Here is a 22,229-nt window from a genome sequence, read left to right on the forward strand (position 1 = left end):
GGCCGTGTTACGTCCGCGACGGCTCCCTGTTACGCGTGCCGCACGGCGACCTCCCGGCCGCCCCGGCGCCACCGTGAGGGCCCGCTACCGCGCGTCGGCCAGCGCCCGCCCGACCCCCGGTTCGGCCGGCCCGAGGAACCGCGGATCGGGTTCGAACACCGCGTCCAGCGCCGCCTTGCCGCTCGCGAAGACCTCCCGGACCCCGCCGTAGTACCAGGTCGCGTCCCGCTCGGCGGGCACCCCGACGCCGTACGACGCGACCCCCGCCTCCCGGCACAGCGCCACCGCCCGCCGGATGTGGAAGTCCTGGCTGATCAGCACCGCCTCGTCCACACCGAAGATCTTCCTGGCGCGTACACAGGAGTCCCAGGTGTCGAAGCCGGCGTAGTCGCTGACGATCCGCGCGTCCGGGACGCCGTGCCGGGTCAGATAGGCGCGCATCGCGTCCGGCTCGTCGTAGTCCTCCCGGCTGTTGTCGCCGGTCACCAGGACCACCTCGATCCGCCCCGCCCGGTACAGCTCGGCCGCCGCGTCCAGCCGGTGGGCGAGATACGGCGACGGCTCCCCGTTCCACAGCCCCGCGCCGAACACCACGGCGACCTCGGTGCGCGGCACGTCGGCGGTCGTCCGCAGCCGGTCGGCGGTCGACACGTACAGCCACGTCGAGGGCAGCAGCGCCAGCACGCACCCCGCCATCACGGCCTGCACCAGCCGCCGCCGGCCGGCCCGGGTGCGGGGGAGACGCGGTCGTACGATCTTCATACCGAAAGGGACGGAAGGCGCGCCGCCCCGGTTGCGCGCCGTCCCGGTGCACCCCCCCCGAGGCGAGTCGCTCCGGTTGCGTCCCCCTCACACACCCCCCGCCCCCCGCCGTGAACCCACGGAAAACGCCCGTGACGCCCAGGCAACGGCCCGGCAACGTCTCCGCGTCACCCTCGACGCATGGACAGCCAGCTCAGCCCCGCCCCCGGCCCGCCCGCGCTCGTCGCCGTGGCCCACGGCAGCCGTGACCCGCGCGCCCTCGCCACCGTCCGCGCCCTCCTCGACCGGGTCCGCGCGCTGCGCCCCGGACTGCCGGTCCACCTGGGGCACATCGAGCTGAACGAGCCCCTCCTCCCCGACACGCTCGCCGCCCTCGGCGACCGCGAGGCGGTCCTCGTCCCGCTCCTGCTCAGCCGCGGCTACCACGTCAAACAGGACATCCCCGAGATGGCCGCCGCCGCCCCGGCCCGCACCCGTCTCGCCGCTCCTCTCGGCCCGCACCCCCTCCTCGCCGCCACCCTCCACACCCGCCTCACCGAGGCCGGCTGGCGTCTCCCGGCGACCGGCGCCGAGCGCCGCGCCACCGCCGTGATCCTCGCCGCCGCGGGCTCCCGCGACCCCGACGCGGCGACGGACACCGGCCGCACGGCCGCCCTCCTCGCGGCCCGCCTCGGCGTCCCGGTGCTCCCCGCCTACGCCTCGGCCGCGACCCCCACCGTCGAGGCGGCCGTCCGCTCCCTCCGAGCGCGGGGCCGCCACCGCATAGCCGTCGCCTCCTATTTCACGGCCCCCGGCCGCTTCGCGACGGAGTGCGCGACCGCGGCCCCGCACATCGCCGCGGACCCCTTGGGCGCCCACCCCTTGATGGCGGAACTCCTCCTCCACCGCTACGACGAGGCGGCGACTCGGGGAACTCTCGAACCTGCGCTCGCTGCAACTCGTTGAGGGGCGCGGGGGACTGCGCGACCAGCCCAAGACAACCCGCACCCGCAAACGAACACCATCCCGGCAGACGCATCTGCGCATAGTGTCGACACATGGAAGGCACCACGTACCCCGCAGCCGCAACCGAACGATGGGCCCCCGAGCCCGACAAACGCCCCGGCCGCACCGCCTTCCAACGCGACCGCGCCCGCATCCTGCACTCCTCCGCCCTCAGACGCCTCGCCGGCAAGACCCAGGTCGTCACCCCCGGCGAGCACGGCGCGAACGCCTGGGACCCCAGCCCCAGAACCCGCCTCACCCACTCCCTGGAGTGCGCCCAGGTGGGCCGGGAACTCGGCGCGGCCCTGGGCTGCGACCCCGACCTCGTCGAGGCCGCCTGCCTCGCCCACGACCTCGGCCACCCGCCCTTCGGCCACAACGGCGAAGCGGCCCTCAACGAGTTCGCCGAGGACTGCGGCGGCTTCGAGGGCAACGCCCAGTCGCTCAGGCTCCTCACCCGCATCGAGCCCAAGCGGTTCACCCCGCAGGGCTCCGTCGGCCTCAACCTCACCCGCGCCACCCTCGACGCCGCCATGAAGTACCCCTGGCCGCGCGGCGCCCACCCCACCGACCCGGCGTCCCCCAAGTTCGGCGTGTACGAGGACGACCGCCCGGTCTTCGACTGGGTCCGCGAGGCCGCCCCGGGCACCCGCACCTGTTTCGAGGCCCAGGTCATGGACTGGTCCGACGACGTGGCGTACTCCGTGCACGACGTCGAGGACGGCCTGCACGCCGGCCACATCGACCCCAACCTCCTGCACGCCGAACCGGAACGCGAGGAGATCTTCCGCGTCGCCGTCGGCCGGTACGTCCCCGCCGGCACCGACCCCGCCGAACTCGCCGCCGCCCTGGACCGCCTCCAGGACCAGGAGTGGTGGCCGCACGGCTACGACGGCTCGGCCGTCGCCCAGGCACGCCTGAAGGACGCCACCAGCCAGCTCATCGGCCGCTTCTGCCTGGCCGCCGAGGCCGCCACCCGCGCGGCGTACGGCGCCGGCCGGCTCACCCGCTACGGTGCCGAGCTGGTCGTACCGCGCGAGACGCGGCTGGAGTGCGCGGTGCTGAAGGCGGTCGCCGACCGGTACGTCATGCAGCGCGCCGAGCAGACCCGGCTCCGCGCCGACCAGCGGATCGTCGTCGCCGAACTCGCCGAGGCGCTCACCGCCCGCGCCCCGGACGGCCTCGACCCCCAGTTCCGCGCGTTGTTCGACCAGGCCCCCGACGACCGGGCCCGCAAACGGGTGATCGTCGACCAGATCGCCTCCCTCACGGACGCCTCCGCCCGCTCGCTGCACGCGAGACTGACGGGACGTGCGTGACATCCGGGGCGCTCACCGGTCCCTCGATGTGACCCTGCGTGGCCTGATCGGGTCACCCCCTCTTCCCCCCTCACGCTCCGTGCGGGAGGCTCGCATCCGGCGGCACAGTGACGAGGAGGCATCAAGTGGTCGACGCGGATCAGACATTCGTCATCGTCGGAGGAGGGCTCGCCGGCGCCAAAGCGGCCGAGACGCTCCGCGCGGAGGGCTTCACCGGGCGGGTGATACTGATCTGCGACGAGCGCGACCACCCCTACGAGCGGCCGCCGCTGTCCAAGGGGTTCCTGCTCGGCAAGGACGAACGCGAGAGCGTCTTCGTGCACGAGCCCGCCTGGTACGCGCAGCACGACATCGAACTGCACCTCGGGCAGACCGTCGACGCGATCGACCGGGCCGCGAAGACGGTCCGCTTCGGCGAGGACGGCACGGTCGTGCGCTACGACAAGCTGCTGCTGGCCACCGGCGCCGAACCCCGCCGCCTGGACGTCCCCGGCACCGGCCTGGCCGGCGTGCACCATCTGCGCCGCCTCGCCCACGCCGAACGGCTCAAGGGGGTCCTCACCCACCTCGGCCGGGACAACGGACACCTGGTGATCGCGGGCGCCGGCTGGATCGGCCTGGAGGTCGCGGCGGCGGCCCGCGAGTACGGCGCGGAGGTCACCGTCGTCGAGCCGGAGCCCACCCCGCTGCACGGCGTGCTCGGCCCCGAGCTGGGCCAGCTCTTCACCGAGCTGCACCGCGAGCACGGGGTGCGCTTCCACTTCGGCGTACGGCTGACGGAGATCGTCGGGCAGGACGGCGTCGTGCTCGCGGCCCGTACGGACGACGGCGAGGAGCACCCCGCGCACGACGTGCTCGCCGCGATCGGCGCCGCGCCGCGCACCGCGCTCGCCGAGGCGGCCGGGCTGGAGATCGCCGACCGGGCGCACGGCGGCGGGATCGTGGTCGACGAGCGGCTGCGCACGTCCGACCCCGACATCCACGCGGCCGGTGACGTCGCCGCCTTCCCGCACCCGCTCTTCGGCACCCGGATGCGGGTCGAGCACTGGGCGAACGCGCTGAACGGCGGCCCCGCGGCGGCGCGGGCCATGCTCGGGCAGGACGTCACCTACGACCGGGTGCCGTACTTCTTCTCCGACCAGTACGACCTGGGCATGGAGTACTCCGGGTGGGCGCCGCCCGGCTCGTACGACCAAGTGGTGATCCGGGGCGACGCGGGCAAGCGGGAGTTCGTCGCGTTCTGGGTGAAGGAGGGGCGGGTGCTGGCCGGGATGAACGTGAACGTGTGGGACGTCACAGAGCAGATTCAGCGGCTGGTCCGCTCCGCGGTGCGGGTCGACGTGGAGGCGCTGTCGTCTCCCCATGTGCCGTTGGAGTCGTTGGGCGCGTAGGCGTCTGCCGGGTTCCGTCGTGGGGCGGGTGCGGGTTGACCGTGGCTGATCGCGCAGTTCCCCGCGCCCCTTCAGGGCGCATCGGCGACCCGGAGTTGTCGGTGCGCCCCCGTAGAATTCACGCGTGGCTGGACGGATCAACGACGAGGACGTGAAGGCGGTACGGGACGCGGTCCCGATCGACGCCGTGGTGTCCGAGTACCTCCAGCTGCGCAACGCGGGCGGCGGCAACCTCAAGGGGCTGTGCCCGTTCCACGACGAGAAGTCGCCGTCCTTCCAGGTCAGCCCGAGCAAGGGGCTCTTCCACTGCTTCGGCTGCCAGGAGGGCGGCGACACCATCACGTTCGTGATGAAGATCGACCACCTCACCTTCTCGGAGGCGGTCGAGCGGCTCGCCGCGCAGGCGGGCATCACGCTGCGCTACGAGGAGGGCGGGTACAACCCCGCCCACCAGCGCGGCGAGCGCATCCGCCTGGTCGAGGCACACAAGATCGCCGCCGAGTGGTACGCGGAACAGCTGGCGACCAGCCCCGAGGCCGAGACCGGCCGGATCTTCCTCGCCGAGCGCGGCTTCGACCAGGCCGCCGCCGTCCACTTCGGCGTCGGCTACAGCCCGCAGGGCTGGGACCACCTCACCCGCTATCTGCGCGGCAAGGGCTTCTCCGACAAGGAACTGATCCTCTCCGGGCTCAGCCAGGAGGGCCGCCGCGGTCCCATCGACCGCTTCCGCGGCCGGCTGATGTGGCCGATCCGCGACATCGGCGGCGACGTCGTCGGCTTCGGCGCCCGCAAGCTGTACGAGGCGGACAACGGGCCGAAGTACCTCAACACGCCCGAGACCGCGATCTACAAGAAGTCCCAGGTGCTCTACGGCATCGACCTGGCGAAGAAGGAGATCGCGAAGACCAGCCGGGCGGTCGTCGTCGAGGGCTACACGGACGTGATGGCCTGCCATCTGGCCGGGGTGACGACCGCGATCGCCACCTGCGGCACCGCCTTCGGCGGCGAGCACATCAAGATCCTCAGACGGCTGCTGATGGACAACGGCTCGGCCCGCGTGATCTTCACCTTCGACGGTGACGCGGCCGGCCAGAAGGCCGCCCTGCGCGCCTTCGAGGACGACCAGAAGTTCGCCGCCGAGACGTACATCGCCATCGCCCCGGACGGCATGGACCCGTGTGATCTGCGCCTGGCCAAGGGCGACGAGGCGGTGGCCGACCTGGTCGAACCGCGCACCCCGCTCTTCGAGTTCGCCCTGCGCCAGATCGTCTCCCGCTACGACCTCGACACCCCGGCCGGCCGTGCGGCGGCGCTCGACGAGGCCGCGCCGGTCGTCGCCCGGATCAAGAACAGCGGCGCCCAGCACGAGGTCGCCGTGCAGCTCGCCGGCATGCTCGGCATCCTCGACACCCAGTTCGTGGTGAAGCGGGTCGCCCAGCTGGCCCGCTGGGCGCGCGACCGCGGCGGCAAGGGCCCGGCCCCCGCTCGCGGCCCACGGCAGCCGTCGTACGACGCGGCCCCCCGCCCCACCGCCTCCGGCCCGGCGCTCAACCTGCGCAACCCGGTCTACGCCACCGAACGCGAGCTGCTCAAACTCGCCCTGCAGCGCCCGGAGCTGGTCTGCCCGGCGTTCGACGCGTACGGCGTCGACGAGTTCACCGCCCCGCCCTACGCGGCCGTACGCCAGGCCATCCTCGACGCGGGCGGCGTCGAGTACGGCACGCGCGACCCGCAGGAGTATCTGGTGCGGGTCCGCGAGGCGGCGCCCGACGACACGGTTCGCGCCATGGTCACCGAGCTGGCCGTCGAGGCGATCATGCGCCGCACGGTCGACGAGGCGTACGCGGGCGAGCAGCTGGTCTGGGTCCGCCGCCGCGCCGTCGACCGCCGCATCCAGGACATCCAGTCCACCCTCACCCGCCTCGCCACCGGCGGCGACCCGGCCCGGCTGGCCGCCGTCCAGAACGAACTGTGGGTCCTCCAGCAGTACGGGCAGGCCCTGCGGGAACACGGCGCCGCGGCACTGTGATCGCGTCTGAGTAACCGACCGGTCACGCACCGGACTCAAAAAGTGCGCGCACGCCCCTCGTGGCGGAGATGTGTCTTACCCCACACTGGGTGCGGTGCCTGAGTCCTCGGAGCGCGGCCGGTCCGTCCCCCCACGGGTCCCTGCCCGCGGTCCGCCACCTCAGCAGCGATCACCTGGAGGTCGCCCCCGTGCAGACCCAGACCCTCGTCCCTACCGACAGCCCCACCACCGCGGAGCCCGACGCGGAGCCGGACGTGCTGATGGCCGTCCCCCCGCAGAGCCGTGCGGCGCACCACCCGGAGACCCGGCCGCGGACGCGGCCCGAGCCCGGCCCGCCGCCCGACGCCGGGGCCGGCCCGGAGCCGGAAGCGGAAGCCCAAGCGGAACCCGAGGCGGAACCCGAGGCCGAGGCCGTCGAGCCGGCGCCCGGCCGGGTCGCCGAGACCGGCGGCCCCACCTCCGACCTGTTCCGGCAGTACCTGCGGGAGATCGGGCGGATCCCGCTGCTCACCGCCGCCGAGGAGGTGGAACTCGCCCGCCGCGTCGAAGCCGGCCTGTTCGCCGAGGAGAAACTGCTCACCACCCCCGACCTGGACAGCCGGCTCGCCCTCGACCTGGACCGGCTCGTCGTCATGGGCCGGATGGCCAAGCGCCGGCTGATCGAGGCGAACCTGCGGCTGGTGGTGTCCGTCGCCAAGCGGTACGTCGGCCGCGGACTGACCATGCTCGACCTGGTACAGGAGGGCAACCTCGGCCTCATCCGCGCCGTCGAGAAGTTCGACTACGCCCGCGGCTACAAGTTCTCCACCTACGCCACCTGGTGGATCCGCCAGGCCATGTCCCGCGCCCTCGCCGACCAGGCCCGCACCATCCGCGTTCCGGTGCACGTCGTCGAGCTGATCAACCGCGTGGTCCGCGTCCAGCGGCGGATGCTCCAGGAACGCGGCTGCGAGCCCACGCCCGCCGAGGTCGCCGCCCACCTGGACCTGCCGCCCGAGCGGGTCAGCGAGGTGCTGCGGCTCGCCCAGGAGCCCGTCTCCCTGCACGCCCCCGTCGGCGAGGAGGACGACGTCGCGCTGGGCGACCTGATAGAGGACGGCGACGCCGCCTCCCCGGTGGAGTCCGCCGCGTTCCTACTGCTCAAGGAGCATCTGGAGGCGGTCCTGTCCACCCTCGGCGAGCGCGAACGCAAGGTCGTGCAGCTGCGCTACGGCCTGGTCGACGGCCGCCCGCGCACCCTGGAGGAGATAGGCCGCATCTTCGGCGTGACCCGGGAACGGATCCGCCAGATCGAGTCCAAGACCCTCAACAAGCTGCGCGACCACGCCTTCGCGGGCCAGCTGCGCGGTTACCTGGACTGAGGAAAGGGGCCGCTCCCGCAGCGAGAGCGGCCCCCTCACCTCGCGCCGCTAGTCGACCTCGGCGACCGCCTGCGCGAACTGCGCCTTGTACAGCCGCGCGTAGGCGCCGTCCGCCGCCAGCAGCTCCGCGTGCGCGCCCTGCTCGACGATCGACCCGTTCTCCATCACCAGGATCGTGTCCGCGTCCCGGATCGTCGACAGCCGGTGCGCGATGACGAACGACGTACGCCCGTGCGCCAGCTTGGCCATCGCCTTCTGGATCAGCACCTCGGTACGGGTGTCGACCGAACTCGTCGCCTCGTCGAGCACCAGGATCACCGGATCGGACAGGAACGCCCGCGCGATGGTGATCAGCTGCTTCTCACCGGAGCTCACCCCGGAGCCCTCGTCGTCGATCACGGTGTCGTAGCCGTCGGGCAGGGTGCGGATGAACCGGTCGGCGTGGGCCGCCCGCGCCGCCTCCTCGATCTCGCCGCGGGTGACCTCCCGGGCCGCCCCGTAGGCGATGTTCTCCGCGATGGTGCCGCCGAACAGCCAGGTGTCCTGGAGGACCATGCCGATCCCGGAGCGCAGTTCGTCCCGGGACATCGTCGCGATGTCGACGCCGTCGAGGGTGATCCGCCCGCCGGTCACCTCGTAGAACCGCATCAGCAGATTGACCAGCGTGGTCTTGCCCGCGCCGGTCGGGCCGACGATCGCCACCGTCTGGCCCGGCTCCACCGTCAGCGTCAGGTCCTCGATGAGCGGCTTGTCCGGGTCGTACCGGAACGACACCCGCTCCAGCGCGACCCGCCCGCGCAGCTCCTCCGGCCGCACGCCCGGCACCGGGTCCGCCGACTGCTCCTCCGCGTCGAGCAGTTCGAAGATCCGCTCGGCGGACGCCACCCCGGACTGCACCAGGTTCGCCATGGACGCGATCTGCGTGAGCGGCATCGAGAACTGGCGCGAGTACTGGATGAACGCCTGCACGTCACCGATCGACAGCGACCCCGACGCCACCCGAAGCCCGCCGACCACCGCGACCAGTACGTAGTTCAGGTTCGACACGAACATCATCAGCGGCTGCATGACGCCGCTGTTGAACTGCGCCCGGAACCCGGCCTCGTACAGCGCCTCGTTCTGCTCGGCGAACTGCCGCGCCGACTCCTCCTGCCGCCCGAACACCTTCACCAGGGTGTGCCCGGTGTACATCTCCTCGATGTGCGCGTTGAGCGTGCCGGTGGACCGCCACTGCTGCACGAAGTGCGGCTGCGACCGCTTGCCGACCCACGTCGCCACGTACAGCGACAGCGGGACCGTCACCAGCGCGACCAGCGCGAGGATCCACGACACCCAGAACATCATCGCGAGCACGCCGATGATGGTGAGCAGCGAGTTGATCAGCTGGCCCATCGACTGCTGGAGCGTCTGCCCGATGTTGTCGATGTCGTTGGTGGCGCGGGACAGCACCTCGCCGCGCTGCCGCTTGTCGAAGTACGACAGCGGCAGCCGCGACAGCTTCGTCTGCACGTCCTCGCGCATCCGGTACATCGTCCGGTTCACGACCCGGTTCACCAGCCGCGTCGCCACCGCCATCAGCAGCCCCGCGACCACGAACACGGCGAGCGCGAACAGCAGGACGTGTCCCACGGCGGTGAAGTCGATGCCCTCGCCCGGCGTGAAGTCGGTGGAGCGCAGCATGTCGGCGACGTCCCCGTCGCCGCGCTCCCGCATCGCCTCCAGCACCTGCTCCTTGGAGGCGCCCGGCTCCATCTCCCGTCCGACGATGCCCGCGAACACCAGGTCGGTGGCCTCCCCGAGGATCTTCGGACCGGCCACCGACAGGGCCACGCTGAACAGCACGCACAGCAGCAGCGCGTAGATCGTGAACCGCTCCGGCCGGAACCGCGCGACGAGCCGCCGGCCCGACCCCCTGAAGTCCAGCGAGCGGTGATCCGGTCCGGTCCCGGCCATCATCCGCCCCATGGGCCCGGCCATCAGGCAGCCTCCGCTTCCGTCAGCTGGGAGAGCACGATCTCCCGGTAGGTCTCGTTGTCCGCCATCAGCTCGTGGTGCCGTCCGGTGCCGACCACCCGGCCCTCGCCCAGGACGACGATCCGGTCGGCGTCGCGGATGGTCGCCACCCGCTGGGCGACGATCACCACGGTCGCCTCGGCCGTCTCCCGGGACAGCGCGGCGCGCAGGGCGGCGTCGGTGGCGTAGTCGAGCGCGGAGAAGGAGTCGTCGAAGAGGTAGATCTCCGGGCGCTGCACCAGCGTGCGCGCGATGGCGAGACGCTGGCGCTGACCGCCGGAGACGTTCGTCCCGCCCTGCGCGATCGGCGCGTCCAGGCCGCCCTCCAGCCGCTCCACGAACTCCCTGGCCTGCGCGACCTCCAGCGCGTGCCACAGCTCCTCGTCCGTGGCGTCCGGATTGCCGTAGCGCAGATTGGTCGCGACGGTCCCCGCGAACAGGTACGGCTTCTGCGGGACCAGGCCGACGGTCCTCGCGAGCACCGCCGGGTCGATCCTCCGTACGTCCTCGCCGTCGACGAGCACCTCGCCGTCCGTCGCGTCGAACAGCCGCGGGACGAGCCCCAGCAGGGTGGACTTGCCGCTGCCCGTCGAGCCGATCACGGCGGTGGTCTCGCCGGGCCGGGCGACCAGGTCGACGGCCCTGAGCACCGGCTCCTCGGCACCCGGGTAGCGGAAGCCCGCGCCGCGGATCTCCAGATGCCCGTGCCGGCGCAGCTCCGTCACCGGCGCGGCCGGCGGGACCACGCTGGAGGAGGTGTCCAGCACCTCGCGGATCCGCTCGGCGCAGACCTCCGCGCGCGGCACCATCATGAACATGAAGGTGGCCATCATCACGGACATCACGATCTGCATGAGGTAGGCGAGGAAGGCCGTCAGGTCACCGATCTGCATCCCCCCGCTGTCGATCCGGTGCGCACCGAACCACACCACCGCGATGGACGACAGGTTCACCACCGTCATGACGATCGGGAACATCAGCGCGAGCAGGTTGCCGGTGCCCACCGACATCTCGGTCAGCTCGGCGTTGGCGTTGCGGAACCGCTGCTCCTCGTACGCGTCGCGGACGAAGGCGCGGATCACCCGGTTGCCGGTGATCTGCTCGCGCAGCACCCGGTTCACCGTGTCCAGCCGCTCCTGCATGGTCCGGAACAGCGGCCGCAGCCGCCGCACGATCAGCGTCACGCAGATGCCGAGCACGGGCACGACGGCGACCAGCACCCCGGACAGCGGCACGTCCAGGCCCAGCGCCATCACGATGCCGCCGACGCACATGATCGGCGCCGACACCATCAGCGTGAACGTCATCAGCGCCAGCATCTGCACCTGCTGGACGTCGTTGGTGGTCCGGGTGATCAGCGAGGGCGAGCCGAAGTGGCCCACCTCACGCGCGGAGAAGGACTGCACCCGGTCGAAGACGGCGGCCCGCACGTCCCGGCCGAGCGCGGCGGCCGTGCGGGCGCCGTAGTACACCGCGCCGATGTTGCAGACGACCTGGACCAGCGAGATGCCGATCATCAGGGCGCCGAAGGTCAGGATGTAGCCGGTGTCCCCGTGCACGACACCGTTGTCGATGATGTCCGCGTTCAGGGTCGGCAGGTAGAGGGTCGCGCAGGTCTGCAGGAACTGCAGCAGCACCAGCACGGCGATGGGTTTTCGGTAGGGCCTGAGGTAGGTCCGCAGGAGTCGTATGAGCACGCTGGTCTCTCGGAGTCGGCGGCGAGAGGGGCCGGATGGTTGCCCCTGGCCCCTATCGTCGGACACTCCACCCGCGTTACCTCAACCGATTAACCCATCGGGCGGCGCGCCGCGCCGGCCTCACGGCCGGAACGCCCCCGGATGCGTCTGCTCCCGCACCGACACGAACTGCTGGCGCACCGCCTGACCCACCGCCAGCTCCTCGCCCGGCTCCAGCACCTGGGCCACCGCGCCCTGCCAGGCCGGCGGGACATGCGGGTCGAGGGTGCCCTGTGACACCCCGAGCGCCCAGGCGGCCTGCCGGGCGGCGCCGATCGCCGCGTAGTCCGCCGGCTGCGGTACGACGACCTGCGTGCCGAACAGCGACGGCGCCGCGGCCTGCACCGCGGGCAGCTCGGCGGCCGGGCCCAGCAGGAAGATCCGCCGCACCTCCACGCCCCGCCCGCGCAGCACGTCCAGCGCGTCGGCGAGCCCGCACAGCATGCCCTCGAACGCGGCCCGCGCCAGGTGCTCCGGCTTCATCGACTCCCGCCGCAGGCCCGCCAGGGTGCCCGCGGTGTGCGGCAGCGCCGGCGTCCGCTCGCCCTCCAGGTACGGCAGCAGCACCAGCCCGTGCGCGCCGGGCGTCGACTTCAGCGCCAGGTCGGACAGGGTCTCCAGGTCCGGCAGGCCGAGCAGTTCGGCGGTGCCGCGCAGGGTGCGCACCGCGTTCAGCGTGGTGACGACCGGCAGATGCATCCCGGTGGCGTCGGCCAGCGTGGTGATGGTGCCCGTCGGGTCGTACAGCGCCTCGGGGTGGACGGCCATGACGGACCCGGAGGCGCCGAGCGAGACGACCGCGTCCCCGAGCCCCAGGCCGAGTCCGAACGCGGCGGCCATGGTCTCGACGGTCCCCGCGGAGATCAGCAGCCCCTCCGGGGTCGTACCGGCCGCGTCCGACGGTCCGATGACCTCCGGCAGCATCGCCTGCCGGCCGAGCGCCAGCTCGACCAGTTCGGGCCGGTAGGCGCCGGTGGCGGCGGACCAGTAGCCGGTGCCGGAGGCGCCGCCGCGGTCGGTGGTGCGGCGGACCGGGCGGCCCAGCAGCTGCCACACCAGCCAGTCGTGCGCCTGCATCAGCATGGCGGTGCGGGCGGCGGCGTCCGGCTCGTTCTTCGCGAGCCAGCGCAGCTTGGTGACCGGGTGCGCGGCCTGCGGGACGCAGCCGACGGCCTGCGCCCAGCCCTCCCGGCCGCCGAGCGCGTCGACCAGATCGGCCGCCGCGACCTGCGCGCGCTTGTCGCCGCCGGTCATCGCGGGGCGCACGGTGTTGCCCTGCGCGTCCAGCGGGATCACCGCGTTCGCCTGCGCGGAGACGCCGATGGCCTGGACGCCCTCCAGCAGGCCGCCGGCGGCGGCCTCGCCGAGGGAGAGCAGCCAGGCCTGTGGATCGACGTCACTGGGTCGCCCGCCGTCGGGGCTCTCCAGCGGATGGGGGGCATATCCCTGCCTGAGCACGGCCCCCGTGTCCGTGTCGCAGACGACGATACGAGTGAAATCGGGTGAACTGTCCAACCCGGCGACTATCCCCATACGCATGATTGTGCCGTAGCGCCGCGCGGGCTCGAGCCGGGTCGCCCCAGGGGAGACGGGTGCCCGTCTCCCCTGGGGGACAAGGACGCGGACTTACGTGGTGCTCGTGCCCCAGTCGTCGCCCGCCGAGCCGTTGGAGCGGTCGCGGACGGCACGCACGCGGTGCGCGACGGAGTCGGGCATACGGTCGCCCACCTTGTCGCTGACCACGTGATACGCCTTGCCCGCGAACTCGCGGCCCTGCTGGGCCGCGGTCTCGGCGGTGTTGCGCACGGCCGGGTTCTGGGAGAGTCGCTGGGCCGACTTCTTCAGCTGTTCGTAGCGCTCTCGCCCGGCCCGTGTGCCCAGGACGTAACCCAGAGCGAGTCCGACGACGAACGTGAGCCGGTAACGCATGGCGGCCACCCTTTCCTTGCGTAGTCCCTGGCACGGTTCCGGTGCGGCATCGGGCCCGGAGGTACCGATTGGCGGAGCACCCCCCTGCTTGCGCTAATGTATGTGTCGCAGCGAGCGAGCGCCCCCTGGCGGATACCCAGGTAGGTACGTTCGATGCAACGAGGCATTCCTCCGTAGCTCAATTGGCAGAGCAGCCGGCTGTTAACCGGCAGGTTACTGGTTCGAGTCCAGTCGGGGGAGCTCGGTCCTCCGTAGCTCAATTGGCAGAGCAGCCGGCTGTTAACCGGCAGGTTACTGGTTCGAGTCCAGTCGGGGGAGCATGCTGAACGAGGACCCTCCGGGGTCCTTTTTCATGTCCGGGGGAACCGTCCGGGCCGCGGCGGAGTCCTCATGGTCGTGCGATGCCGACCATGCCGGAGCAGGAGATCGTATGAGCGGCTATGCTGCGGCAGACGGCGCGCACAAATGTGCGCGACGCGCCGTGAGGGGCGGTAGCTCAGCCGGTTAGAGCAGCGGACTCATAATCCGTCGGCCGTGGGTTCGAGTCCCACCCGCCCCACCGACGCACTCCGCCGCAGAAACGTTCTCACCTGCGGCGGAGTGTGAAACACCGGCACGCCGGGGGGTCACTCGGGGGCATCAAGACCGCTGACGTGACTCCTGCTCGCCCGATGCTCGTCCGCCGTTCGATCCGGGCGGGGCGGTGCCGTCCGGTGTGCCGGGGATCACCTCATCCGCTCGCCCCGAAGACCGCCGCCGGCTGCGCGGCCACCATGTCCTCGCCGCGGCCCAGCAGCGTGCGCTGCATCCCGGACGTGGCCGACAGCAGGGGTTCGCGCCACCGTTCCGCACGCTGCGGGGACCGTACCGACAGGCCCATGGCCGCGACCGCGTGACCGTTCCCGCCGAGCACCGGCGCGGCGATGTTCACCGCGCCCCGGTCGGCGGCGTCGGGCAGGACCACGCAGCCCTGGCGGCGGGCCCGGCGCAGCAGTTCCGCGAGGGCCGCCGAGTGGGTACGCCCCAGCGGGCGCGGTTCGTGGTCGCGGCCGTGGTAGGCCAGCAGGGCCAGGCCCGCAGCCGACTGCTCCATCGGCTGGCGCACCGGCAGCCGGGGCGCGGACTCCCACGGCGGGCCGGCCGTGCCGAACCGCTCGACGTACACCACGTCGCCCTCGTCGGCGACCGCGACGAACACCTGGGCGCGGGTCGCCTCGTGCAGGGCGTGCAGATAGGGCAGCGCCACCTCCCGCAGCCGGGTGCGGGCGGAGGTCAGACTGCCCAGCTCCCACAACCGGAGACCGATGCGGTAACGCCCGTCCGGCCCCCGCTCCACAGCGCGCCATTTCTCCAGTTCCGACAACAACCGGTGGACGGTGGTGATGGGTATGCCCGCCCGCCGGGCGATCTCCGTCAGCGACAGACTCGGGTGCCGCACATCGAACGTTCCGAGGACTGCCAGAACACGACTCGTGACCGATACGCCGACCTGATTGGTGTTGCCCGCCATCCCCCTGGCCTCTCTCCTGAGCGTGGGACGCCCGGGGGCGGGCGTGGTTCGCACAGCCATCGACTACCCCTGGCGAAGCTGAGACGCGCACGGGGGGTCAACCCCGCTGCGGGCGAACGTACGTCCGTCGAGGGGCGCCCGCCACCGCCTCTGAACACACATCGCGCGCTGCCGCTCCACGCCTCCCAAACGTTCGGCGCACACCGTGCGCGGCTCGTCGCCCCCTGAACGTTCGACGGGGCGGGCCGCCCGTGACCACCCCGCCGGATCCGCCCCTTCCCCGGGCGGGGCTGCGATGGTCCGCCATGCCGGACCCCGACGGGCGCTGACGCCCGCTCAGCGGAATGGCTCCGGCGGGGTTTTCGATGAGTGGAAACAGCCGCCGCACGCCCGGCGCCGCTCCCCAAGATGACCCGTCGGAGCAGTCCGAGGCGGAGGTGTGTGCTGTGGCGACGGACGTGGGTGCGGCGGCGACGGACGTGGTGAGGGCGGCGCGGCTGCTGCTCGACGCGGAGGCGTCCGCGACCGCGCTGACCCCGCTGACCGGCCAATGGCCGGGACTGGACGCCGAGACGGCGTACCGGGTGCAGGACACCGCGCTGCGTCTGCGGCTGGCCCGCGGGGAACGCCTCGTCGGCGTCAAGCTGGGGCTCACCTCGCGGGCCAAGCAGCAGCGCATGAACGTGGCCGAGCCGCTGGTGGCCTGGCTCACCGACCGGATGGTGCGGCCGGCCGGCGCGACCGTCCCGGTGGGCGGTCTGATCCAGCCGAGGATCGAGCCGGAGATCGCCTTCGAGATGGCCGCGCCCCTGGACGGGACCGCCGACGAGACGGCGGCCCGCCGGGCGATCGGACGGGTCCGCGCCGGACTCGAGGTCATCGACAGCCGGTTCGCGGACTACCGGTTCACGCTGCCGGACGTCGTCGCGGACAACGGCTCCAGCGCCCTGTACGCCCTCGGCGACACGACCCGCCCCGCCGGCGACGGCCTGCGCGAGGAGAGCTGCCGGATCGACGTCGACGGCGTCACCGCCGGCAAGGGCGTCGGCGCGGACGTGCTCGGCGACCCGGTCGGCGCGCTCCTGTTCGCCGCCCGGCTGCTCCACCGGCGGGGACTGCGCATCGAGGCGGGCTGGACCGTGCTGACCGGCGGGGTCAACGACGCGGCGCCCTTCCCGGCCGGCACGACGGCCACCGCGGTCTTCTCCACCCTCGGAACGGTTTCGCTCACTGCTGCGGAGGGACGGTCATGACCGGGCAGTACGAGGACTTCTACGGACATGTGATCGACGGCAAGGAGACCGAGTCCGACGACGGGCGCCGGTTCACCTCCGTCGATCCCTGGCAGGGCCACGCCTGGGCGGAGATCGCCGAGGGCGGGCCCACGGACACGGACCGGGCCGTCGGCGCCGCCCGGCAGGCCTTCGACACGGGGGAGTGGCCCCGGATGGGGCACGCCGCGCGCGGCAGGATCCTGCACCGGCTGGCCGCCCTGATCGAGGAGCACGCCGCCGAACTGGCCACCGCCGACAGCCGCGACATGGGACGGCCCCACGCCCAGGCCCTGGCCAAGGACGTGCCCCGGGCCGCCGCCAACTTCCGCTTCTTCGCCGACCACGCGCGGCTGACCGCCGCCGAGCACCTGCCCGCCGACAACGGCACCCACGTCTACACCCGCTACGAACCGGCGGGCGTGGTCGCGGCCATCGCCCCCTGGAACTTCCCGCTGATGCTGGAGAGCTGGAAGATCGCCCCCGCGCTCGCCCACGGCAACACGGTGGTCCTGAAACCGGCCGAGCAGAGCCCGGTCTCGGCGACCCTGCTGGCCCGCCTCGCCCTTGAGGCCGGCATGCCGCCCGGCGTGCTCAACGTGCTGCACGGGCACGGCCCCGCCGCGGCCGGCGAGTTCCTCGTCTCCCACCCCGGCGTCGACCGCATCACCTTCACCGGCGAGTCCGCCACCGGCCGGGCCATCGCCCGCGCCGCCGCCGACCGGCTCACCCCGCTCAGCCTCGAACTCGGCGGCAAGGCGGCCGGCCTCGTCTTCGCCGACAGCGACCTGGAGCGCGCGGTGACCTGGTCGGTGACGGGCGCCTACCTCAACGCGGGGCAGGTGTGCCTGGCCGGCAGCCGCATCTATGTGGAGCGCCCGGTCTACCACGCGTTCCTGGAGCGCTTCACCGCCGCCGCGGCCGCCCTGCGCACGGGCGACCCCGCCGACCCCGGTACCGACATCGGCCCGCTGGCCTCCGCGGAGCACCACGCGAAGGTGCGCGGCTTCCTCGACCGGCTCGACGGCGGCCCCGAGGGACGGCTGCTGGCCGGCGGCCCCGACCCCGACGACCCCCGGCTGGTGCGGCCCACGGTGGTGGTCGACGCCGCCGAGGAGGCCGCCGTACTGCGGCAGGAGGTCTTCGGGCCGGTCGCCACGGTGGTGCCCTTCGACACCGAGGAGGAGGCGGTGGCGCGGGCCAACGGGACCCCGTACGGGCTCAACGCCATGGTGTTCACCGAGGACCTGAGGCGCGCCCACCGCACCGCCGGGGCGCTGCGCGGCGGCACCGTCTGGGTCAACTGCTTCTTCGTACGGGACCTGCGCGCGCCCTTCGGCGGCGTCGGCGCCTCCGGCATCGGCCGCGAGGGAGGCACCCACAGCAGGGAGTTCTTCACCGAGCCGAAGGCGGTCGTGATGGACATCGCGGGAGCCGTCGGGCCCGAGGCGACGGGAGCGGCCCGGTGAACGCGCCGACGAGCGAGTCCATGAGGGCGCCGGTGAGCGAGGCGGTGAGGGCGTCGTCGAGTGGGCCGGTGAGCGGGGTGGTGAGGGCGTCGTCGAGTGGGCCGGTGAGCGGGGTGGTGAGGGCGTCGTCGAGTGGGCCGGTGAGCGGGGCGGTGAGGGCGTCGGTGAGCGAGGCGGGTGCGTCGTCGAGTGCGTCGGTGAGCGAGGCGGTGCGCGAGGCGGGCGCGGATCGCGGGCGGGTGCAGCGGGACAACTACCCCTTGCAGCGTGCCGTGTTCGACCGGCTGCGCCACGGCGAGGCGGCCGCCGCGCCGGCCGGTCTGCCGGAGTCCGACGCCGCGCTGCTGCGCGCCGGCGATCTGCGCGGACTGGCCGACCGGGGCGTGCACCCGGTGCTGATCAACGCGTTCGCCCGCGCCCTCGGCATCACCCGCGCCGACTACCGCCGGCTGCTGGCGGCCGGACGCCCCGCCGCGCGTGAGGGGGTGGCGCGATGGCGCGCATCGTAGCCGCGTTCGCCGCCTCCCACGCGCCGATGCAGCTGGCCGCCGCCGACTCCGCGCCCGGCGACCAGGCGAAACGGTTCCTCGACGCGCTGGGCGACGCCGCCCGGCGGGTGCGCGAGGCGGACGCCCAGGCGGTGGTGATGCTCTCCAACGAGCACTTCACCAACTTCTTCCTGGAGAACTTCCCGCAGTGCTGCGTCGGCCTCGCCGACCGGCACACCGGCCCCGCCGAGCCCTGGCTGCCGATCCCCCGGGGCAAGGTCCCCGGCCACGGCCCGCTGGCCCGCTCGCTCGCCGACGGGCTGCTCGGCGACGGCTGGATGACGTCCTTCTCGGAGCGCCTCGACCTCGACCACGGCGTCATGACGCTCTATCACGCCCTCGCCCCCGACGCCGGTCTGCCGCTCGTGCCGGTCCTGCAGAACTGCGCCGTCGCGCCGATGCTGCCGCTGCCCGCCTGGTACGACTTCGGGCGCGCGCTCGCCCGTGCCGTCGAGAACTGCGACGGCGTCGACCGGGTCGCCCTGGTCGCCGCGGGCGGGCTGTCCCACTGGATCGGCGTCGACCGCACCGGCGACATCGACGAGGAGTTCGACCGCTGGTTCCTCGACCGGCTGGCGCGCGGCGCCCTCGACGAGGTGCTGAGCCTCACCGACGCCGAACTGGAGCAGGCCGGCAACGGCGCCCACGAGATCCGCAGCTGGCTCGCGCTGGCCGGCGCCGTGGACGCCCCGGTGACCGTGACGGCGTACGAGCCGATCCACGCCTGGGTCACCGGCATGGCCGTCGCCGAATGGCATCCGCCCACCCCCGGAGGTCACGCATGAGCGGTGCCCGCGACACCCGCGACACCCGCGACACCCGCGACACCCGCGACACCCGCGACACCCGCGACACCCGCGGTGCCTACGACGTGCACGCCCACGCCATGCCGCTGCCCGTGCTGCGGTTCCTCGCCGACCGGGGCCTCGCCGACCTGTCCGCGCTGCCCTCCGGCGTGGTCCGCCTCGACCACCGGGTGTCCGGACTGGGCCAGAGCGACGTGCCCATCCCCTGCCCGCCGGAGCAGTACGACATCACCGCGCGCCTCGCCCGCATGGACCGCGAGGGTGTCGCCCGGCAGGCCGTCTCCCTGCCGCCGTTCCTCACCTGCTCCACCACCCGGCACGAGGTGTTCGTCCGGGAGATCGTCACCGCCGGCAACGACGCGCTCGCCGCGTTCTGCGCCGCCGCACCCGACCGGCTCACCCCGCTCGGCACCGTGCCCATCGGCTCCCGGGCCGCCGCCGCCGAGGCCGGACGCTGCCTCGGCGAGCTGGAGATGCCCGGACTGGCCTGCGGCACCCGCGGCATGGGCCGCGAGTGCGACCACCCGGTCAACGACCCGCTGTGGGAACTGCTCGGCCGCACCCGGGTCTTCACCCTGCTGCACCCGTCCACCGCGCCGGCCCTCGACCGGCTGACCGACTACTGGCTGCCCCAGCTCGTCGGCTACCCCATGGAAACCGCCCTCGCCGTCTCCCGGCTGCTGCTCGGCGGCACCCTCGAACGCCACGAGCCGGTGCTGTGCCTCGCCCACGGCGGCGGCTGCCTGCCCGCGCTGCGCGGCCGGCTCGACCTCGGCTGGCACACCAAGCCCGTCGCCCGCCGCACCGCGCGGCCACCCCGCCACGGCCTCGACGGCCTCTACTACGACACCGCCGTCTTCTCCACCTCCCAGCTCACCTCCCTCGTCGCCGACGTGGGCCCCGGGCACGTCCTGCTCGGCACCGACTCGCCGTTCGACCTCGCCGACACCGCACCGCTGCGCACCGTCGGCGCCCTGGGCCTGCCCGCCGACCACGCCGCCCTGATCCTCCACCGCAACGCGACCCGGCTGCTGCACCGGCGGCCGGACGCCCCGCCCGGCACCGCCACCGGCGGCGCCACCCGGCGGTCCGTACCCACCCCCGCGGCAGCGCCGCGACCGACACACCAGGAGGCCGTACGATGAACAGCCCGCTTTCCGCCGGACGACGCCCCGCCTTCGACCTCATCCGCGGCCATGTGCTGGCCTCCACCTTCGCCGCGCTCGACATGACCGGCTCCCTCACCCGGCTCGCCGAGCAGGGCCTGACCGTCGAGGAGGCCGGAGCCAACCGCTTCCTGGGCGAGGGCGTCTTCCGCTACCTGTCCCAGCGCGGCGTGCTGCGCACCGACGGCGACCGCTACCACCTCACCGAGCTGGGCCGCAGCCTGTACGAGGACCGCGGCTACCTGGTGTGGCTGGCCGGCGGCTACAGCGAACCGCTGCGCCGCTTCGGCGACCTGCTCACCGGTGCGGCCACCTACCGCGAGGACGTGCTGCGGGACGGCAAGTGGGTCGCCGTGGGCTCGGCGCTGCTGGGCAAGCAGGACGTGCAGCCCGAGGTGGTCAAGCTGCTCGGCGGCCTGGAGTTCGACCGGGTCGCGGACATCGGCTGCGGCAACGCGCACTTCCTGATCACCCTCCACGACCAGCTCGGCGCCAAGGGGCTCGGCATCGACATCAGCCCCGAGGCGGTGGCCGAGGCCCGGCGCGAGGTCGAGGCCGCCGGCAAGAGCGGCGCCATCGACGTCATCGAGGCCGACGGCAGCGACATCGCCTCCATCCCCGGCCTGGAGGACGTCCAGCTGGCCATCACCTTCTTCTTCCTGCACGAGGTGTACGAGAAGGGCTTCGACGCGCTCGTGGACTATCTGCGCGCGCTGGCCGGCCGCCTCCCGGCCGGGGCGCACGTGCTGGCCGCCGAGGTCACCGCGGCGCCCAGCTCCACCGCCACCGACGACGTCTTCGGCCCCGAATTCGCCCTGGTCCACGCGGTGATGGGCCAGTACCTGCTGGACGAGGAGGGCTGGGCCCGCGCCTTCACCGAGGCGGGGCTGACCGTGAAGCGGCTGGTCCGTCCGGCGATGCCCGACGGTCTGCTGATCCTCGCGCAGAAGGCCGCCTGACCCGTGCCGGCCACCTCTGCGACACGGCGTACGCGGACCGGGTCCGTCCTCAGCGCGATGACCCTGCGCGCCTGCGAACTGGGCGACCGGGTGCGGGCGGCGGCCGCCGCCGGATTCGACGCGATCGGCCTGCGGGTCGACGACTACCTGCGGGCCCGCTCCCAGGGCTGGACCGACGAGGAGATGCGCGACCTGCTGGCCGGCCACGGACTGCGGGTGAGCGAGGTGGAACTGCTGCGCTCCTGGGGCCGGCCGGACGAGGCGGCCCGGCGGGAGGAGGACCTGGTCTTCCACATCGCCGCGGTCTTCGGCGCGCGCAGCGTCAACGCCGGACTGCCCGACATCGAGCCCGAGGTGGACCTCGCGCCCGAGTACGCGCGGTTGTGCCGGCGGGCCGACGCGGCCGGTGTCGTCGTACCGCTGGAGTTCATGCCGTACGGCGCGATCCCCTCGCTGGACCGGGCGCTGCACCTGGTCGAGAGCGCCGCGCGGCCCAGCGCGGGCCTGCTGATCGACACCTGGCACTGCCACCGCACCGGGCTCGGCGCCGAGGACATCGCGGCGCTCGCGCCGGACGCGGTGCTCTCGGTGCAGATCTGCGACACCCGGCCCGACCCGCACCCCGATCCGCGTCACGAGGCGCGGCACCTGCGGCTGCTGCCGGGCGAGGGCACCGCCGACATCCACGGCATCCTGCGGGCGCTGCTGCCCGCGCGGCGCCTGGAGTCGGTCGCCGTGGAGGTCATGTCCGACGAACTGGACGCCATGGACGGCGCGTCGGTGGCCCAGCAGGCCCGTGTCGCGCTGGACAAGTCCCTGGCCGGCGGCGGCTGGACCCGGTAGACCCACGTCGCCGGGGCGCCCGCAAGGCCGGTCCCGCCCGCCAGGCCTGTCCTGTCCGCCTGCCAGCCGGTCCTGTCCGCCGGGACGCCCGCCCAGCCGTCCCGCCCGCCGGGCCCGCCGGGGCGCGTCCCGG

The 22,229-nt window shown here is 73.2% G+C and carries 18 protein-coding genes and 3 tRNA genes; 15 read left to right on the forward strand and 6 right to left on the reverse strand.

What is annotated here, in order from left to right; all coding sequences use genetic code 11:
* Positions 1–84: 84 nt before the first annotated feature.
* On the reverse strand, positions 85–762 hold the full coding sequence (locus tag AB0K92_RS11855) for an ElyC/SanA/YdcF family protein (RefSeq protein WP_365921814.1): 678 nt from the start codon (positions 760–762) through the stop codon (positions 85–87).
* A gap of 180 nt (positions 763–942) precedes the next feature.
* Here AB0K92_RS11855 and AB0K92_RS11860 point away from each other — a divergent pair, with 180 nt between their 5' ends.
* From AB0K92_RS11860 to AB0K92_RS11880, 5 genes are all read left to right on the forward strand, one after another.
* The gene (locus AB0K92_RS11860; RefSeq protein WP_365921816.1) at positions 943–1,707 is read left to right on the forward strand and encodes a sirohydrochlorin chelatase; all 765 of its coding nucleotides are present in this window, start codon (positions 943–945) and stop codon (positions 1,705–1,707) included.
* A 92-nt stretch (positions 1,708–1,799) separates the two neighbouring features.
* Entirely contained in the window at positions 1,800–3,065 is a 1,266-nt protein-coding gene (locus tag AB0K92_RS11865) for a deoxyguanosinetriphosphate triphosphohydrolase (protein ID WP_365921818.1), read from the forward strand.
* A gap of 125 nt (positions 3,066–3,190) precedes the next feature.
* Complete coding sequence (locus tag AB0K92_RS11870) at positions 3,191–4,456, forward strand: FAD-dependent oxidoreductase (RefSeq protein WP_365921820.1); 1,266 nt, start codon at positions 3,191–3,193, stop codon at positions 4,454–4,456.
* Between the two features lie 124 nt (positions 4,457–4,580).
* Complete coding sequence (gene dnaG / locus AB0K92_RS11875) at positions 4,581–6,485, forward strand: DNA primase (RefSeq protein WP_365921822.1); 1,905 nt, start codon at positions 4,581–4,583, stop codon at positions 6,483–6,485.
* Positions 6,486–6,625: 140 nt separating this feature from the next.
* Positions 6,626–7,846, forward strand: coding sequence for a sigma-70 family RNA polymerase sigma factor (locus AB0K92_RS11880; RefSeq protein ID WP_365921853.1), 1,221 nt, complete (start codon positions 6,626–6,628; stop codon positions 7,844–7,846).
* A gap of 48 nt (positions 7,847–7,894) precedes the next feature.
* On the opposite strand, the gene AB0K92_RS11885 is transcribed toward AB0K92_RS11880, so the two are convergent.
* From AB0K92_RS11885 to AB0K92_RS11900, 4 genes are all read right to left on the reverse strand, one after another.
* The gene (locus AB0K92_RS11885) at positions 7,895–9,823 is read right to left on the reverse strand and encodes an ABC transporter ATP-binding protein (protein ID WP_365921824.1); all 1,929 of its coding nucleotides are present in this window, start codon (positions 9,821–9,823) and stop codon (positions 7,895–7,897) included.
* Positions 9,823–11,556: an ABC transporter ATP-binding protein gene (locus AB0K92_RS11890; protein WP_365921826.1), complete on the reverse strand. Its 1,734-nt coding sequence runs from the start codon at positions 11,554–11,556 to the stop codon at positions 9,823–9,825. Before AB0K92_RS11890 ends, AB0K92_RS11885 begins: the two co-directional genes overlap by 1 nt.
* 120 nt (positions 11,557–11,676) lie before the next feature.
* On the reverse strand, positions 11,677–13,128 hold the full coding sequence (locus AB0K92_RS11895) for an FGGY family carbohydrate kinase (protein ID WP_365921828.1): 1,452 nt from the start codon (positions 13,126–13,128) through the stop codon (positions 11,677–11,679).
* Between the two features lie 93 nt (positions 13,129–13,221).
* On the reverse strand, positions 13,222–13,524 hold the full coding sequence (locus AB0K92_RS11900; RefSeq protein ID WP_165998147.1) for a YtxH domain-containing protein: 303 nt from the start codon (positions 13,522–13,524) through the stop codon (positions 13,222–13,224).
* A 167-nt stretch (positions 13,525–13,691) separates the two neighbouring features.
* On the opposite strand from AB0K92_RS11900, the gene AB0K92_RS11905 reads away from it, so the two are divergent.
* The 3 genes from AB0K92_RS11905 to AB0K92_RS11915 all read left to right on the forward strand — a co-directional run bounded on the left by AB0K92_RS11905 (position 13,692) and on the right by AB0K92_RS11915 (position 14,083).
* Positions 13,692–13,764: transfer RNA gene (locus AB0K92_RS11905), tRNA-Asn, on the forward strand.
* A gap of 5 nt (positions 13,765–13,769) precedes the next feature.
* A tRNA-Asn gene (locus AB0K92_RS11910) sits at positions 13,770–13,842 on the forward strand.
* Between the two features lie 167 nt (positions 13,843–14,009).
* Positions 14,010–14,083 (forward strand) — tRNA-Ile (locus tag AB0K92_RS11915).
* 171 nt (positions 14,084–14,254) lie between these two features.
* On the opposite strand, the gene AB0K92_RS11920 is transcribed toward AB0K92_RS11915, so the two are convergent.
* Positions 14,255–15,094, reverse strand: coding sequence for an IclR family transcriptional regulator (locus tag AB0K92_RS11920; RefSeq protein ID WP_365921830.1), 840 nt, complete (start codon positions 15,092–15,094; stop codon positions 14,255–14,257).
* 386 nt (positions 15,095–15,480) lie between these two features.
* Here AB0K92_RS11920 and AB0K92_RS11925 point away from each other — a divergent pair, with 386 nt between their 5' ends.
* From AB0K92_RS11925 to AB0K92_RS11955, 7 genes are all read left to right on the forward strand, one after another.
* The gene (locus AB0K92_RS11925) at positions 15,481–16,287 is read left to right on the forward strand and encodes a 4-oxalocrotonate decarboxylase (RefSeq protein ID WP_365921832.1); all 807 of its coding nucleotides are present in this window, start codon (positions 15,481–15,483) and stop codon (positions 16,285–16,287) included.
* The gene (locus AB0K92_RS11930) at positions 16,284–17,774 is read left to right on the forward strand and encodes an aldehyde dehydrogenase (protein WP_365921834.1); all 1,491 of its coding nucleotides are present in this window, start codon (positions 16,284–16,286) and stop codon (positions 17,772–17,774) included. The genes AB0K92_RS11925 and AB0K92_RS11930 overlap by 4 nt, the downstream gene beginning before the upstream one ends.
* 197 nt (positions 17,775–17,971) lie before the next feature.
* Complete coding sequence (locus AB0K92_RS11935) at positions 17,972–18,283, forward strand: hypothetical protein (RefSeq protein ID WP_365921835.1); 312 nt, start codon at positions 17,972–17,974, stop codon at positions 18,281–18,283.
* On the forward strand, positions 18,268–19,107 hold the full coding sequence (locus AB0K92_RS11940; protein WP_365921837.1) for a hypothetical protein: 840 nt from the start codon (positions 18,268–18,270) through the stop codon (positions 19,105–19,107). The genes AB0K92_RS11935 and AB0K92_RS11940 overlap by 16 nt, the downstream gene beginning before the upstream one ends.
* Entirely contained in the window at positions 19,104–20,273 is a 1,170-nt protein-coding gene (locus tag AB0K92_RS11945; RefSeq protein WP_365921839.1) for an amidohydrolase family protein, read from the forward strand. Before AB0K92_RS11940 ends, AB0K92_RS11945 begins: the two co-directional genes overlap by 4 nt.
* Entirely contained in the window at positions 20,270–21,253 is a 984-nt protein-coding gene (locus AB0K92_RS11950; protein WP_365921841.1) for a class I SAM-dependent methyltransferase, read from the forward strand. Before AB0K92_RS11945 ends, AB0K92_RS11950 begins: the two co-directional genes overlap by 4 nt.
* 57 nt (positions 21,254–21,310) lie before the next feature.
* Positions 21,311–22,096, forward strand: a complete 786-nt coding sequence (locus AB0K92_RS11955) for a TIM barrel protein (protein ID WP_365921843.1) — start codon at positions 21,311–21,313, stop codon at positions 22,094–22,096.
* The last annotated feature ends 133 nt before the right edge of the window (positions 22,097–22,229 follow it).

Source organism: Streptomyces sp. NPDC052687 (genome assembly GCF_040678395.1).
In the GTDB taxonomy this organism is placed as follows: domain Bacteria; phylum Actinomycetota; class Actinomycetes; order Streptomycetales; family Streptomycetaceae; genus Streptomyces.

Excerpts from the sequence above, each read along its gene's own strand:
- AB0K92_RS11855 (WP_365921814.1), bottom strand. The coding sequence starts at position 762 with ATGAAGATCGTACGACCGCGTCTCCCCCGCACCCGGGCCGGCCGGCGG.
- AB0K92_RS11860 (WP_365921816.1), top strand. The coding sequence starts at position 943 with ATGGACAGCCAGCTCAGCCCCGCCCCCGGCCCGCCCGCGCTCGTCGCC.
- AB0K92_RS11865 (WP_365921818.1), top strand. The coding sequence starts at position 1,800 with ATGGAAGGCACCACGTACCCCGCAGCCGCAACCGAACGATGGGCCCCC.
- AB0K92_RS11885 (WP_365921824.1), bottom strand. The coding sequence starts at position 9,823 with ATGGCCGGGCCCATGGGGCGGATGATGGCCGGGACCGGACCGGATCAC.
- AB0K92_RS11895 (WP_365921828.1), bottom strand. The coding sequence starts at position 13,128 with ATGGGGATAGTCGCCGGGTTGGACAGTTCACCCGATTTCACTCGTATC.
- AB0K92_RS11900 (WP_165998147.1), bottom strand. The coding sequence starts at position 13,524 with ATGCGTTACCGGCTCACGTTCGTCGTCGGACTCGCTCTGGGTTACGTC.
- AB0K92_RS11920 (WP_365921830.1), bottom strand. The coding sequence starts at position 15,094 with ATGGCTGTGCGAACCACGCCCGCCCCCGGGCGTCCCACGCTCAGGAGA.
- AB0K92_RS11930 (WP_365921834.1), top strand. The coding sequence starts at position 16,284 with ATGACCGGGCAGTACGAGGACTTCTACGGACATGTGATCGACGGCAAG.
- AB0K92_RS11940 (WP_365921837.1), top strand. The coding sequence starts at position 18,268 with ATGGCGCGCATCGTAGCCGCGTTCGCCGCCTCCCACGCGCCGATGCAG.
- AB0K92_RS11945 (WP_365921839.1), top strand. The coding sequence starts at position 19,104 with ATGAGCGGTGCCCGCGACACCCGCGACACCCGCGACACCCGCGACACC.
- AB0K92_RS11950 (WP_365921841.1), top strand. The coding sequence starts at position 20,270 with ATGAACAGCCCGCTTTCCGCCGGACGACGCCCCGCCTTCGACCTCATC.
- AB0K92_RS11955 (WP_365921843.1), top strand. The coding sequence starts at position 21,311 with ATGACCCTGCGCGCCTGCGAACTGGGCGACCGGGTGCGGGCGGCGGCC.